Here is a 14526-nt window from a genome sequence, read left to right on the forward strand (position 1 = left end):
CCTCCTAAAATTAAAAACTTTCCTTATGTCACTATACACTTTTTTCATTTTTCGTCAAGACCTGGAATATCGCCGTGAAGCACCTGATCCACCCTGCTCATGATGTCTGTGGTGTTGATCAGCCGCTGGAACGCCAGGAACGCCCTCATGTCGAAGTGTCTCACCTCATCTATCACCATTCCAAATGCCGTATCCGCGTCAAATGCCTTCCTGTATGGTCTGTCGCTGACCAGTGCACTGAACACATCGCACACTCTGATAAGTCTTGCGCCGAGTGGTATCTCCTCGCCCCGCATCCTGTACGGATATCCTGAGCCGTCATAGTTCTCATGGTGATAGTGCACCATATCCACTATGTCCTGATCGTAGCCCTCACGCTTAAGTATCTCCGCGCCAAGCTTGGCATGCAGCCTGACGTATCTCATCTCCTCGATCTTCATCGCACCCTGCCGCCGTCCATATATGTAAGGACTCACCTGCAGCTTGCCCACATCGTGCAGCATTCCCGCCACGGCAACCTTGTGTATGAATTCCTCATCGCAGCCCAGCTCCCTCGCCAGCTCAGATGCCAGTATACTCACACACATTCCATGGCGCACCGCATCATTCATATCAACTGAATAGCATTCTTCTGCATCCTTCTCCAATGCTAATCCCATATAAATCCCGCTTTCTTACGCTCGATCATCTCATCTATTCGAGCTATATAATCGTCTACACTCTTACAATTCTCTATTCTGTCTATACGTGTCCCCTCTGTCACTCCGTCATGTCCTGGTCTCACCACAAGCTTCGATGAGCTTCCGGCACCGAGACCGATGATGTCAGTCCTCTCCTCCATGATGAGTATATTGTACAGGCACTCAAGCCCCGGCTTCGAGTAACCCACGTTCTCCAGATTGCCGGTCATGTTCTTCTGTCTGTACAGATAGTATGGATCAAGCCCCATCTCAGCCGCCGCCCTCGTAACAGCACCAAGCTGGCTGTCTATATCCGACTTCAGGGTGTCACGGTATTTGTCCATCTCTATGTTCAGATTCGCCGCCCTCTTGATGGCAAGGGTGTGAACCGTCAGACTTTCAGGGGAAAGCTCCTTCACCTGTCTCAGCGTGTTCTCCACACTGTCCGTGTCCTCTCCCGGAAGTCCCACTATCAGATCCATGTTGATGTTGTCAAAGCCCGCTCTCCGGGCATTCTCCATGGCTATGACCGTCTGCTCCGGCGTATGTGCCCTGCCTATGGTCCTTAGTGTCTCCTCGTTCATGGTCTGTGGATTTATGCTTATACGCGTCACTCCGTGGCGCTTCATGACCTCAAGCTTGTCAAATGTGGTACTGTCCGGTCTGCCCGCTTCTATGGTGAACTCCCTCACCTGTGACAGGTCAAATGACTTCTCTATCATGCTGCAGAGTCTGTCCATATGCTCCGCAGATATGGATGACGGCGTTCCGCCTCCCACATATATTGATATGAGCCGTTTTCCGGAATATGCCTCCGCAACGTATGCCATCTCTTTCTCGACTGCGTCCAGATATGCATCCACCTTATTCTTATATACCGCGATCGGATATGAGGTAAATGAACAGTACAAACATCTTGTCGGACAGAACGGTATGCCTATATACAGACAGTATTCGTCCTCCTCCGCCACAGAGTCTATGATTTTCTTCTCCCTGTCAGCCACCGCCACTGCCAGCTCGGCTTTCTCACGGGAGGTTCCATATATCTCCTGGTAGTTTCCTATTATATCCTCTGAGGTCATACCGGCTTCCATATAAGACACAGCTATCTTCGTAGGTCTGATACCCGTCAGGGAGCCCCACGGAAGTCTGCGGTCTGTATACTCCGAAAGCATGTTGTATATCGCCAGCTTTAACGGATTCCTCACGGCACTCTTATCCCGGCAGTCGCCATCCACAGGAATCTGTGTGCTGCACGCCAAAGTCCGCTCTCCTCCGTCTGCTACAGAATACAGCTCTATATTTATTCTATTGTCATCTATATCCGCCACAAGCTCCTTGTCTATCTCCGCCTTAAGCTCCGGCTTTTTGTCAAATATCTCCGGAACCACTATTCTTTCACCGCCGTAGAAGGCCTGGAGACTCACCCGGAGATCATTGTTGTAATCTTCTATATTCTGTATCAGTAATATCATATTTCCACCATGATCCGCCCATCAGAAGAACGGATTCATCTTCTTCTCTTTTCTTATAAGTGTTGTCTCCCCGTGTCCAGGGTACACCACGGTATCATCAGGAAGCACAAACAGCTTCTCTCTTATGTTCTCGAGCAGCGCATGCTCATCACCTGTAGGGAAATCCGATCTTCCCACACTGTATTTGAACAGCGTATCCCCTGAGAACAGTATATTCTCTGACTCGAAGTAATAGCACATTCCGCCTCTGGTATGTCCCGACACACTGATGCATCTCATCTCAGTGCCAAGCAGCTTCTTCACACTGCCGTCGCTCAGATAGTGATCCGTCTCAGTCTCTATCACCTTTTCAAATACACTGGTCATCATCGCCGACAGGTTCACCCTGCTGTTGCCGAGAACTTCCTTCTCGTCCTCCGAAGCATATGTATCCGCGCCTGTGAGCTTCTTCAGATCTCCCATCGCCGCCATGTGATCCACATGACCGTGAGTGAGATAAATGCCAACGCAGGTATACTCATTCTTCTTCAGTGTGTTGTATATATAATTCGCATTCCATGAAGGATCAATGACTATAGCCTCCCCGGTCTGCTCATTTGCCACTATATAACAATTCGTCTGGAATCCTCCCAGCTCACTTCTGATAACTTTTAATTCCGCCATATAAACCTTTCCGGCCATCAGCCCGTAGTTCTCTCTATATCAATTATATTATCAACATTCCTTATCTTGGCAATTATCGTATTCAACTGTTCCTTCGACTTGATCGCAAATGAGATCGTGATCGTAGCCTTGCCCTGCTTGCTTGTACGGCTGTTGATACTGTTTACGTTTATATTTGCCTCGCTGAGGATCTTGGTTATGTCAAATAATATGCCGTTTCGGTCATCTGCATATATATTTATCTCGGTCATGTATGTGTTCGATGCAACAGCGTCATCCTTCCACTCGGCCTCGATGACTCTGGCTCTGTCCGCCTCGCTCATGCACAACACATTTACACAGTCGGTACGGTGTATGGACACACCTCGTCCTCTGGTGATAAATCCTATGATCTCATCCCCCGGAACAGGTGAACAGCACTTGGAGAATCTCACGGCAACGTCATCTATGCCGTTTACGATTATTCCACCCTTGCCGGTATGGTTGCCATGGTTCTTCTTCACCGAATACTCGTCCAGAACCTCAGCGTTCGTGGCAGTCTGTGGCTTGTGCTCCTTGTTGTACTCATCAATCAGACGGTTTACTATCTGACCTTCCTTGATTCCGCCATGTCCAACGGCGGCAACTATGGAATCCCAATCCTGGAAATTGTACTTCTTGTATATCTTCTCCTGATACTCAGGCTTTGAGTACATGGAGTAGTCTATTCCCTTTGATTTGCAGTAGTTCAGTATGAGCTCTCTTCCGCGGCTGATATTCTCATCCTTGAGCTGATGCTTAAACCACTGGTTGATCTTTGTCCTCGCCTGTGTACTCTTGACTATATTCAGCCAGTCACGGCTTGGTCCTGTGGAGTTCTGTGAGGTTATGATCTCCACACGATCTCCGTTGTTGAGCTTGGTATCTATAGGAACCTGTCGTCCGTTAATCCTTGCACCGACCATCTTGTTGCCCACCGCCGTGTGAATGGCATAGGCAAAATCTATAGGTGTGGATCCGCTAGGAAGGTTCTTAACATCTCCGGCAGGAGTAAAGCAGTATACCTGTTCAGCAAAGAGATCAAGGTCAGTCTTGACAAAGCTCATGAACTCCTTGTTGTCATCGGTATCCCTCTGCCACTCAAGGATCTGACGGAGCCAGGAGAGCTTTTCCTCCTCCTTCTGCATGACCGTACCGGTTATGTTCTCCTTGTACTTCCAGTGCGCAGCGATACCATACTCAGCCGTTCTGTGCATCTCGTAGGTTCTTATCTGTATCTCAAATGGCTGTCCCTCAGGTCCGATCAGTGTGGTGTGAAGGGACTGGTACATGTTGGACTTAGGCATGGCTATGTAGTCCTTGAATCTTCCCGGAATAGGCTTGTACATCTCATGAATGATACCCAGTGCTGAGTAACAGTCCCTGACCGTATTCACCTTGATACGTACCGCAAATATATCGTATATCTGATCCAGAGTCTTGTTCTGGTTCTTCATCTTCTTATATATACTGAAGAAATGCTTTACTCTTCCGTCTATCTCAGCCTCAAGTCCGGCATTATCAATATGCTTCTTGACATCGGCAACGACCCTCTTGATATAAGCATCCCTCTCGGTAAGCTTCTCATCTATCTGCGCCTTGAGATCCTTGTACACATCCGGCATGAGGTACATCATGGACAGGTCATCCAGCTCGACCTTGATCTTGCTGATACCAAGTCTGTGTGCGATAGGCGCATATATATCCATGGTCTCTCTGGCCTTCTCTATCTGCTTCTCCGGTGACTGATACTGGAGGGTTCTCAGATTGTGGAGTCTGTCTGCCAGCTTTATCAGTATGACTCTGATATCCTTCGCCATGGAGAGGAACATCTTACGCAGATTCTCCGCCTGAACCTCTATCTTGTCCGTGGTCATCTTGAGCTGTGTCAGCTTCGTAACTCCATCCACAAGGAAAGCAACCTCCTCGGAGAACTCCGCTGCTATCTCCTCAGATGTCATGACTGTATCCTCAACGACATCGTGGAGTATCCCTGCCACTATCGTCTCCTTGTCGAGCTCAAGCTCTGCCAGGATTATGGCCACATTCAGAGGGTGCATGATATAAGGCTCCCCGGACTTTCTGAGCTGTCCCTTGTGGGCAGCGTCCGCCACCTTATATGCCTTCTCTATCATAGTGATGTCGGCAGATGGGTGATATGTGAGTATCCTTGAGATAAGCTCCTTATACAATTCCTCCGGCGGTGTAAAATCTGCCGGTGTGGACAGATCTATCTCTCTCTTCGCCTTCATCTGCTTATTCGCCTGCTCCTCCAGCTTTATAAGTTCATTCTGAGGAACATTCTTGCCAGACGCAAGAGCCTTCTCGATGGCTGCTATTCCATCCTTCGTGGCCTGCTCCGAGGTGATAACACCTGCTTCCGCAGCCCTCTTTGTCTCCTGAGCTATTATATTGTCCTGTGTCTTATCCAATGTCTCTCCCATATGCTCACCACACTTCCTGTTTTATTCTGCCCTGATCATTCGCCCTCAAACTGTACTACTGAAGCCACGTCATATTTGGAAAGTCTCTCTCTTCCCTTCAAGTCTGTCAGCTCTATGAGGAATACCATCTTGACTACTATTCCGCCAAGGCTCTCTATAAGCTTAGCCGCAGCCTCTATGGTTCCACCTGTTGCAATAAGATCATCCACCAGCACGACCTTCTCACCCGGCTTGATGGAATCCTTATGTATCTCTATAGTAGCCTGTCCATACTCAAGATCGTAAGACATCTCCACGGTCTCTCTCGGAAGCTTGCCCTTCTTTCTCACGAGAACAAGTCCCTTGCCGTTCTTGTATGCCAGCGGTGCTCCAAATATAAATCCTCTGGACTCTGCTCCGGCGATGACATCGTAATCTACTCCCTCCAGCAGCTTGTCCATCTCATCGATGGCCAGCTTCATGCCCTCAGGATCCTCTGTTACACTTGTCACATCCCTGAATATGATTCCCGGCTGTGGAAAATCAGGAATACTCTTGATATACTTTTCTACCTCACTCATCTTACGTCCTCCTGTATGGTATATATTACAAATGTACTTAATAGTATTCTCATCAAAGTCAGCTTATATTCCCTTGTTATAGGCCTCCATCTTCATCTGGAGTGAACGTCTTCCCATATATTCATTGATGGTCGGATAGTATGCGACATCTATCACTACGGCGTTCGGCTGACCATTTAACATTTTAACACATTCATCCTCTCCAAACCACTGTTTTATGTTATTCACAAATGTATCCGGATCAAAATCTATGGCATCCACGCACCTTCCGTACCCGGTATCAAGCTGGAGCTTCAGAAGATTTTTGTTTCTTCCAAGTATCTGCGCCCTTCGCACCGGTACTGCCGCCTGTGCAAACAACGGTTTCCTGTTACCCTTTCCGTATGGTTCAAGCCTCTCGATCTGTTCCGTCAGCTCTATGCTGTTGTACGCCAGCGGCATGGCCACATCTATCATCAGCTTAGGTGTTATATCTTCATCCGTCAGCACCGCCGCTTCATTGAGCTTCCGCCTCAGCTCGTCAAGCCTCTCCTTCTCTATGGAAAAGCCCGCCGCCATGGCATGTCCGCCAAATGCAGTGAACATCTCCCGGAACCGGTTCAGCTCCTCGAACATGTTGTAGCTGTCTATGGATCTTCCCGATCCTTTCAGTATCCCCGGCGTCTCTGCGTCCGTGAACACCATCACAGGTCTTGTGTATGCCTCCTTGAGCCTGCTGGCGATTATTCCCACAACGCTCTCATGTACAGCCGGTATATACACCACAAGTACCTTGTCCGCAAGGGTAGCCGCCTGTCCGAACTCTCCGTTCACAGTGGCTGTCTCAAGCATATCTGTGATATGCCGGGCTCCGGCCTCCGTCATGCTCTTTCTCTCATTGTTGACAGCCAGCAGGTCCCTAGCCCTTGCCTCGGCGACATTTGGATCTCTCTCAAGCAAGAACTCAAGGCTCTGTTTCGCATCCCCCAGTCTTCCCGCCGCATTGATGCACGGCCCTATCAGAAATCCCAGATCATACGTTGATATCTTCTTCTCATTTCTGCCGCTGAGCATCATGAGGGCATTCAGACCCGGATTGCGGCTGTCCTTCAGACTTTCAAGGGCATATTTTACATAGAGTCTGTTCTCATCCACCAGATCCATCATGTCACAGTTGGTAGCCAGCCCCAGGATCTCCATGAATTCATTTACCTCGCTCTCGGCTATCCCGCATATCCTGTACATGTACTGGATGAGCTTGAACGCAACGCCGGCCCCGCACAGCCCCTTGAATGGATATTCACAGTCCTGCCTCTGATTGTCTATGACCGCATCCGCCTGGGGCAGCATATATACCCGCTCGCCGCCATCACTCTCCTCAAATGGGATCTGATGGTGATCCGTGACGATGACCGTAAGCCCGCGCTCCTTCGCATATCTCACCTGTTCTATCGCCGCTATTCCATTGTCGCAGGTTATGATAGTATCAACACCATCCGCTATGGCGGCATCTATAAGTCTTTTATTTATTCCGTATCCATCATGCACTCGATGTGGAATGTCGTAATCCACCACGGTGCAGTCATCAGCGCAGCTTCCGTGCAGCGCCGTCCATGTTCTCCGAAGGCCGAGAAGCAATATATAATTGGAGGTAACCCCGTCCACGTCGTAGTCCGAGATTATCCTTATCCTCCTGTTATCGCTGAGCTTTTCCTTTATTATCTCACCGGCTTCCACCATATCCTTCATCAGTGCCGGATCGTGCATGGAATCCCAGCCGCCATCAAGGTACATAGCTATGGCTTTCTCCCCGGTGACTCCTCTGTTCGTGATAACCCTCGCCACAACAGGACTCACACCGAACCTCTCGCCTATGGCATTAAAGTCCGCTCTTTTGCCCGCCACTCTCCACTCTGGCTTCTTCACATATTTATCTATTATATCCTTCTGCTCCGGTGTCAATGTCATCTTCTGTTCTCCGTATCATTTTATCGCAGGAACATATCCGCATCCCTGCTGTATCCATCCACATATTTTAGCAGACGCATTATGGTATTACCAGTGTAAATGCCGCCATTTTGCCTGTAAATGTTGACATTTCACCTGTTATGTCTATTTGCTTTTTATTGTATAAATGTTATAATAAATATACATTTTGAATATATCTTTTGTGCATTTTGATGGCAGCATCTGAAAGTTCTATCACAAATGCGCAGTGCAAAGGAGGAGATATTTTTATGGCAAACAGATTCGTACTCAATGAAACCTCTTACCACGGAGCGGGTGCCATCGCTGAGATCGCCACAGAGGCAGTCGGCAGAGGCTTCGCCAAGGCTCTTGTGTGCTCAGATCCTGATCTGATCAAGTTCGGTGTGACCAAGAAGGTCACCGATGTTCTGGACGGTGCAGGACTTGCATACGAGATCTATTCCAACATCAAGCCAAACCCTACTATAGAGAACGTGCAGCAGGGTGTGGCCGCATTTAAGGCTGCTGAGGCAGATTACATCATCGCCATAGGCGGCGGATCATCCATGGACACTGCCAAGGGTATCGGCATAGTTATTGCCAACCCTGATTTTGCAGACATCAGAAGTCTGGAGGGTGTTGCACCTACAAAGAATAAATCAGTTCCTATATTTGCAGTTCCAACTACAGCCGGAACCGCAGCAGAGGTAACTATCAACTACGTCATCACAGATGTTGAGAAGAACCGCAAGATGGTATGTGTTGATCCTAAGGACATTCCTGTTGTGGCATTTGTCGATCCTGAGATGATGAGCTCCATGCCAAAGGGACTCACCGCAGCAACAGGTATGGATGCACTGACACACGCAATCGAGGGTTACATCACCGCAGCCGCATGGGAGCTGTCAGACATGTTCCACCTCAAGGCAATCGAGATCATCAGCCGTTCACTCAGAGGGGCTGTTGCCAATACGCCTGAGGGCCGTGCAGATATGGCTCTTGGCCAGTATGTTGCAGGCATGGGCTTCTCAAATGTAGGTCTTGGAATCGTTCATTCCATGGCTCATCCACTGGGAGCTCTGTATGACACACCTCACGGTGTTGCAAATGCCATCATTCTCCCAACTGTCATGGAGTACAACGCAGAGGCTACCGGCGAGAAGTACCGCGAGATAGCAAGAGCCATGGGCGTCAAGGGCGTGGATGACATGACCCAGGAAGAATACAGAAAGGCTGCTGTCGACGCAGTACGCCAGTTGTCCATCGATGTAGGCATTCCTACAGACCTTAAAGACATTGTAAAGCCAGAGGATATTCCATTCCTGGCACAGTCAGCCTACGATGACGCATGTCGTCCGGGCAATCCAAAAGAGACTAGCGTGGAGGATATCACCAAGCTCTACGAGTCATTGATCTAACTGACCCATTAGATCAAAATATGTCAGTCCTTTGCCGGGACTTACATATTATATATGGGACCTCACCAGTCCCCTTAAACCCCTAAAAACTAACTAAAAGAACTCCTGTTACAGAGATTTTGCTCTCTCTGCATCAGGAGTTCTTTTTTTATTCGTCGGATCCATCTGTCATGCTCTGATGGACTCAAGAATATACTCTTGAAACTCATTCATATTCTTAAATATAAAATCTGCCTTATCCCTCATCTCATCATCCGGCTGCACGAGGTCCGGGATCATGGCAATCTTCATCCCTGCCGCATATGCTGCTCTGACTCCGTTGTATGAGTCCTCCACCGCCCATGCACTCTCCGACTCAACTCCAAGCTCTTCACAGGCCTTCAGGAATATATCCGGTGCGGGTTTGCTCCGATCTACCATGTCTCCACATACAAGCTTGTCGAAGTAATCTATCACCCCGAGGTTGATGAGCTCCATGGTGACTACCTCTTTTCTGGTGGATGTGGCAAGGGCACATGGTATGCCATTATCCCTGAGCATCTTCAGCATGTCCGTAACTCCCGGCTTCAGCACAAGCTCTCCCTCTGCCGCTGCCCGGTGGAATTCCGCCGCCATCTCAACCTTGAGGCTCTCATATCTCTCCTCATCCAATGTATCCTGTCCTTCATCACATCTTCCTTTGTACATCTGCACGAACAGCTTCTTCGCCGCCTCACGGTTGAGTCCAAGGGCAGCCATACAGAAGCTCTCTATGTCCTCTATGCCATATTTGTCCGCTGTCTTCTGCCAGCTCTTGACAACCAATTGTTCTGAATCGAGGATGACTCCATCCATATCAAACACCACTGCTTTACAATTCATATCTCTTCCATCTCCCAATAATACAACAGGCTTCCACAGCATCTCTGCCATGGAAGCCTGTTATCATCTGTCATCTGACATCCGTCCGATAACTTTATTCTATTAAGCATCTTTTTCTGTCTTACCAAGCTTTGTCTTCATGTAGTACCAGAGTGGACCTGTGATACATACTGAAGAGTAAGCACCGATAACTACACCAGCCATAAGTGTGAGAGCGAACTCCTTGATGGATGCCACTCCCATGATATACAGAACGAATATTGTAACAAATGTTGTGAGTGATGTATATATTGTTCTGCTGAAGGTCTGGTTGATACTCAGGTTGACTATATCCTTGTATGTGGCCTTCTTAGGCTTCATAACACCTATATTCTCTCTTACACGGTCGAATATGATGATCGTCGCATTGATCGAGTAACCCACTATGGTAAGCAGACATGCGATACATGTGTTACCAACTGTAAGTCTCAGTATAATATACAGACAGAATACCATCGCAACATCGTGGAGAAGTGCGATAACTGCACTTGCACCAAACTTCACATCATGGAATCTGATAGCAATGTATATAAGCATCAGGATAGCTGCAAGGATGACTGAGAATATAGCGTTCTTGGACATCTCGCTGCTGACTGATCCACTTATTACGTTTGCCTCCTTGACATCTGCGCCAAGCTTGTCTGTGAGTGCGCTGCGCACCTTGGACATCTGTGAGTCATCTGTTCCGTCATCTGAAAGCTCAGGCATCTTGAACACGATCTCATTTGTACCTGATACTGTCTGTACTGATATTCCCGCTTCACCGATACCGGCTGCCTCTGCAATGACAGGAACTATATCTTTCTCAGCCTCGCTAAGTGAGTACTCTTTGTCAAAACCTACTGTAAGGCTTGTACCGCCTGCAAACTCAACACTGAAGTTAAGTGGTGAACCCTTTGACTTATTATTAACAGGCATCATACAGAAGCATGCGATGATCACAATGAGTGATCCGAGCATACAGAACTTACCTGCCTTCACGAAGTTTGTCTTCTTTGGCTCTCTTGCAACGCCGAAATACTTGGCATCTGTAACGCCGAGATTTACAAGCGCTGTGAGCAGTGACTGGCTGACTGCCAGAGCTGTGAATACTGAAAGAACAACACCGATAGCCAGTGTGATCGCAAATCCCTTGATAGTACCTGTTCCGAATATTCCAAGTACAAGAGCTGCTATAAGTGTTGTAACGTTACCATCTATGATGGCTGACAGGGCATTGTGGAAACCACCCTTTACAGCCTGCTTTACGGACTTGCCATCCGCCAGCTCCTCTTTGATACGCGTGAATATGATTACGTTGGCATCGACCGCCATACCTACTGACAGGATAACACCAGCTATACCAGGAAGTGTCAGTGTTACGTTGAACAGATTGAGTACCAGCAGATCAAGTATTGTGTAGAATGCCAGAGCAAATGATGCCACAAGACCTGGGATCCTAAATACTATGATCATGATAAGAAATACAAGTGCAATACCGATCGCACCTGCCTTAAGGCTTGTGCTGATGGCATCTGATCCAAGTGTAGCACCTACTATATTGGAACGAACCTGCTTAAGTGTAAGAGGAAGTGCTCCGATACGGATAGTAGTAGCAAGCTGCTCGGCCTCCTCGTAGCTTCCGATCTTGTTGATTTCTGCGCTTCCGCCTGTTATGGCTGACTGTACTGTTGGTGCACTTACGACCTTGTTGTCATATATAATGTATACTATATTCCCAACATTTGCCGCGGTAACATCAGCGAACTTCTGAGCTCCCTCATCGGTGAATGCAAGCTGTACCACATTGTCATTGCCGTTATCTGAGTCAATTCCGGCTGTGGCATTTTTGATGTCATCTCCTGTAAGAGCAGCCTCATACTCCTGTCCCTGTGACCACTTTGTATAATTGTCCGGATCAAGAAACTCAAGCTTTCCCTCAATATTCAGAGCATTAAGTATCTCATCTGCATTTGTTACACCCGGGATCTCTGCTGTGATCTTCTTGTCTCCATCTTCATAGACTGAGTACTCATTGGTGTAGGCCTCTACACGCTGCTCAATCTTATACTTGGTATCCTCGAGATCCTTGTCGCTGTAATCATCCTCCTGAATCTCGTAAGTTACACTCAGACCACCCTTAAGGTCAAGTCCAAGCTTGATGTACTCGACTTTACCTCTGTCTGCAACACCGAATATTGCTGTATATATAGCAACACCCAGTATAAGCAGAAAGGCAATGATGACGAGTACAGCGTTTCTCTTTGTCTTCTTCATCGTCTTCTCCTTTTACCCTTTTTATTCCTCTTCTGCCTCATCGGCCATAGCCGCCTTCAGCATGATTGCACATTCTATACGCTTCTTCTGAAGCTCACAACCTATGTCATATGCATCAAGTATATTGCCGTGGAACTTGTATGAGTTGGCCGCACAGCCACCGCTGCAATAGAATCTTGCAAAGCAGTCCTTACACTTATCCTTGGCATATACATTGCACAGCTTGAATTCATTGACTATATCCTGATTCTTGATTCCATCGAATACATTTCCTATACAGAAATCATCCTCACCAACAAACTGATGGCAAGGATAAAGGTCTCCCCAAGGAGTGACCGCCATGTACTCTGTACCTGAACCACAACCGGAAAGTCTCTTGGCTACGCAAGGTCCACCCTCAAGATCTATCATGAAGTGGAAGAAATTGAAGCCTCTTCCCTCCTTATGTCTCTTGATCATCTCCTTAGCCAGGATATCGTACTGCTCAAGCAGTACCGGTATATCCTCTTCCTTTATAGCATATGGCTCGTCCGGAAGTGATACAACAGGCTCAACGGATATCTGGTCAAATCCCAGATCCGCCATATGAAGCACGTCCTGTGAGAAATCAAGGTTGTTATGAGTGTAAGTACCTCTTACGTAGTAGCTCTTGCCTGCTCTCTTCTTGGCAAATTCCTGGAACTTGGATAATATCACATCATAACTTCCCTTGCCATTCCTTGTAGGTCTCATGTAGTCGTGGACTTCCTTCCTTCCATCTATGCTGAGCACCACGTTCGCCATCTCTCTGTTGGCAAATTCCATGATCTCGTCATTCAGAAGCACTCCGTTGGTAGTAAGTGTGAATCTGAACTTCTTGTCATACTTCTCCTCAAGGCTTCTTCCGTATTCCACAGTCTTCTTGACTACATCCCAGTTCATAAGCGGCTCACCGCCGAAGAAATCCACCTCGAGATTTCTTCTTAAACCGGAATTCGCAACCAGAAAATCCAGGGATTTCTTTGCCACCTCAAGTGACATAAGCGCCCTGTCTCCCTTATATTCTCCCTCACCGGCAAAGCAGTATCTGCAGGCAAGGTTACAGTCATGGGCGATATGCAGACACAACGCCTTGACAACTGTCTTTCTCTTCTTGAAATCTATAATATAATCTTTGTATACGTCATCTGTAAATAATGTTCCGTCCTCTACCAGTTGGGCTACCTCGTCATAAGCCTCGGAAACATCTGCGCTGTCATACTGTGACAGTGCCTTTATAATCTGCTCTTTATCATTCTCCTCATATAAAGAAATAATATCATAGACAAGATCGTCTACGACATGTACAGAACCACTACAGACATCAAGCACTATATTATAACCATTGTTCTTGTACTGATGAACCATAATTCTCCTTCAATATATTCCATCGGATCTATCCGTGAAATTCTAATTCAAGGCGCCACACACGGCACCCTTATACACGCACTAAAGAGGACTGTCATCATAAACGACGGTCCCCTTTAGCTGATCAAATACAAACCTGTTACAAATTACTTGTTGTTAACATTCTCACAGCTCTGATTACCAACTGTGCATGATGTCTTACAAGCTGACTGGCATGATGTCTGGCACTCGCCACATCCACCCTTGACCATTGTATTCTTCATAGTCCTGTTTGTGAGTGTTTTAATTCTCTTCATTCTGGATACACCTCTCTTTTTATGTCATATACCGGGATTATAACACAAAGATATATAAAGTAAAAGTTTTTTTTAACTGAGCATAGCCCCCAGCATCCCGCCTGCAACGCACATAATACACTTGGTTATAACTGCTATTCCCTCTCTGTCGCCTGAACCTGTAAACAGCACCGACACGGTCAATGCGACCGATATGTAAGTCAGGCCATACACCATCCCCCACAGGAAACGCTTCTCCCTGACTTTTCTGCCCGTAACAAAGCCCCCGGCAAATGTGGCCACTATGTATATCACAACAACCAGTATACCGAGCACCTTATCGCTTATCCCCACTTTGTATACGACCACCGCCGTTATAAACAGCATGATTATCGTGAGCAGATAGGACAGGATCAATCCCTTTACAACTCCCATAAATTTCTGACTTGCAGACATACTACCACCATATTCTTTACTCTTTACATTATTATGATGTTCCTCCTC

12 protein-coding genes are annotated in these 14526 nt (G+C 47.3%); 1 reads left to right on the forward strand and 11 read right to left on the reverse strand.

Translation table 11 applies throughout. The features are described from left to right. Nucleotides 1–44 precede the first annotated feature (44 nt). The 6 genes from DWX57_RS06035 to recJ form a co-directional block, all read right to left on the reverse strand. Nucleotides 45–659, reverse strand: coding sequence for an HD-GYP domain-containing protein (locus DWX57_RS06035; RefSeq protein WP_022217474.1), 615 nt, complete (start codon nt 657–659; stop codon nt 45–47). Continuing rightward, nucleotides 650–2155, reverse strand: coding sequence for a coproporphyrinogen dehydrogenase HemZ (hemZ, locus tag DWX57_RS06040; RefSeq protein ID WP_055146151.1), 1506 nt, complete (start codon nt 2153–2155; stop codon nt 650–652). The genes DWX57_RS06035 and hemZ overlap by 10 nt, the downstream gene beginning before the upstream one ends. A gap of 21 nt (nt 2156–2176) precedes the next feature. Next, nucleotides 2177–2818, reverse strand: coding sequence for an MBL fold metallo-hydrolase (locus tag DWX57_RS06045; RefSeq protein ID WP_070098441.1), 642 nt, complete (start codon nt 2816–2818; stop codon nt 2177–2179). Between the two features lie 17 nt (nt 2819–2835). Next, nucleotides 2836–5280 carry a RelA/SpoT family protein gene (locus DWX57_RS06050; protein WP_015534327.1) on the reverse strand — a complete coding sequence of 815 codons (2445 nt, stop codon included), beginning with the start codon at nt 5278–5280 and terminating at the stop codon, nt 2836–2838. 35 nt (nt 5281–5315) lie between these two features. Then, nucleotides 5316–5840 carry an adenine phosphoribosyltransferase gene (locus DWX57_RS06055; RefSeq protein ID WP_015534328.1) on the reverse strand — a complete coding sequence of 175 codons (525 nt, stop codon included), beginning with the start codon at nt 5838–5840 and terminating at the stop codon, nt 5316–5318. Nucleotides 5841–5903: 63 nt separating this feature from the next. After that, a complete protein-coding gene (gene recJ, locus DWX57_RS06060) occupies nt 5904–7787 on the reverse strand; it encodes a single-stranded-DNA-specific exonuclease RecJ (protein ID WP_118018004.1) in 1884 nt (627 codons plus the stop codon). A 269-nt stretch (nt 7788–8056) separates the two neighbouring features. On the opposite strand from recJ, the gene fucO reads away from it, so the two are divergent. Continuing rightward, on the forward strand, nt 8057–9205 hold the full coding sequence (fucO, locus tag DWX57_RS06065; RefSeq protein ID WP_015534330.1) for a lactaldehyde reductase: 1149 nt from the start codon (nt 8057–8059) through the stop codon (nt 9203–9205). Nucleotides 9206–9373: 168 nt separating this feature from the next. Here fucO and DWX57_RS06070 read toward each other — a convergent pair whose 3' ends face one another. From DWX57_RS06070 to DWX57_RS06090, 5 genes are all read right to left on the reverse strand, one after another. Next, nucleotides 9374–10066: an HAD family hydrolase gene (locus DWX57_RS06070; protein ID WP_242992639.1), complete on the reverse strand. Its 693-nt coding sequence runs from the start codon at nt 10064–10066 to the stop codon at nt 9374–9376. 102 nt (nt 10067–10168) lie between these two features. Next, nucleotides 10169–12361, reverse strand: coding sequence for a protein translocase subunit SecDF (locus DWX57_RS06075; RefSeq protein WP_015534332.1), 2193 nt, complete (start codon nt 12359–12361; stop codon nt 10169–10171). 21 nt (nt 12362–12382) lie between these two features. Further along, nucleotides 12383–13747 carry a thioether cross-link-forming SCIFF peptide maturase gene (gene scfB / locus DWX57_RS06080; protein WP_015534333.1) on the reverse strand — a complete coding sequence of 455 codons (1365 nt, stop codon included), beginning with the start codon at nt 13745–13747 and terminating at the stop codon, nt 12383–12385. A gap of 146 nt (nt 13748–13893) precedes the next feature. Then, nucleotides 13894–14043 (reverse strand): six-cysteine ranthipeptide SCIFF, encoded by a 150-nt coding sequence (gene scfA, locus DWX57_RS06085; protein WP_015534334.1) that lies wholly within the window; start codon nt 14041–14043, stop codon nt 13894–13896. A gap of 72 nt (nt 14044–14115) precedes the next feature. After that, a complete protein-coding gene (locus tag DWX57_RS06090) occupies nt 14116–14478 on the reverse strand; it encodes a TIGR04086 family membrane protein (RefSeq protein ID WP_015534335.1) in 363 nt (120 codons plus the stop codon). Between the last annotated feature and the right edge of the window lie 48 nt (nt 14479–14526).

This window comes from Coprococcus sp. AF19-8AC (assembly GCF_003603115.1).
Taxonomy (GTDB): Bacteria; Bacillota; Clostridia; order Lachnospirales; family Lachnospiraceae; genus Coprococcus; species Coprococcus aceti.

What these genes read in the sequence shown, in the direction of transcription:
- DWX57_RS06050 (WP_015534327.1), bottom strand. Translation starts at nt 5,280, where the DNA reads ATGGGAGAGACATTGGATAAGACACAGGACAATATAATAGCTCAGGAG.
- DWX57_RS06045 (WP_070098441.1), bottom strand. Translation starts at nt 2,818, where the DNA reads ATGGCGGAATTAAAAGTTATCAGAAGTGAGCTGGGAGGATTCCAGACG.
- fucO (WP_015534330.1), top strand. Translation starts at nt 8,057, where the DNA reads ATGGCAAACAGATTCGTACTCAATGAAACCTCTTACCACGGAGCGGGT.
- DWX57_RS06075 (WP_015534332.1), bottom strand. Translation starts at nt 12,361, where the DNA reads ATGAAGAAGACAAAGAGAAACGCTGTACTCGTCATCATTGCCTTTCTG.
- recJ (WP_118018004.1), bottom strand. Translation starts at nt 7,787, where the DNA reads ATGACATTGACACCGGAGCAGAAGGATATAATAGATAAATATGTGAAG.
- hemZ (WP_055146151.1), bottom strand. Translation starts at nt 2,155, where the DNA reads ATGATATTACTGATACAGAATATAGAAGATTACAACAATGATCTCCGG.
- scfA (WP_015534334.1), bottom strand. Translation starts at nt 14,043, where the DNA reads ATGAAGAGAATTAAAACACTCACAAACAGGACTATGAAGAATACAATG.
- DWX57_RS06070 (WP_242992639.1), bottom strand. Translation starts at nt 10,066, where the DNA reads ATGAATTGTAAAGCAGTGGTGTTTGATATGGATGGAGTCATCCTCGAT.
- DWX57_RS06055 (WP_015534328.1), bottom strand. Translation starts at nt 5,840, where the DNA reads ATGAGTGAGGTAGAAAAGTATATCAAGAGTATTCCTGATTTTCCACAG.
- scfB (WP_015534333.1), bottom strand. Translation starts at nt 13,747, where the DNA reads ATGGTTCATCAGTACAAGAACAATGGTTATAATATAGTGCTTGATGTC.
- DWX57_RS06035 (WP_022217474.1), bottom strand. Translation starts at nt 659, where the DNA reads ATGGGATTAGCATTGGAGAAGGATGCAGAAGAATGCTATTCAGTTGAT.
- DWX57_RS06090 (WP_015534335.1), bottom strand. Translation starts at nt 14,478, where the DNA reads ATGTCTGCAAGTCAGAAATTTATGGGAGTTGTAAAGGGATTGATCCTG.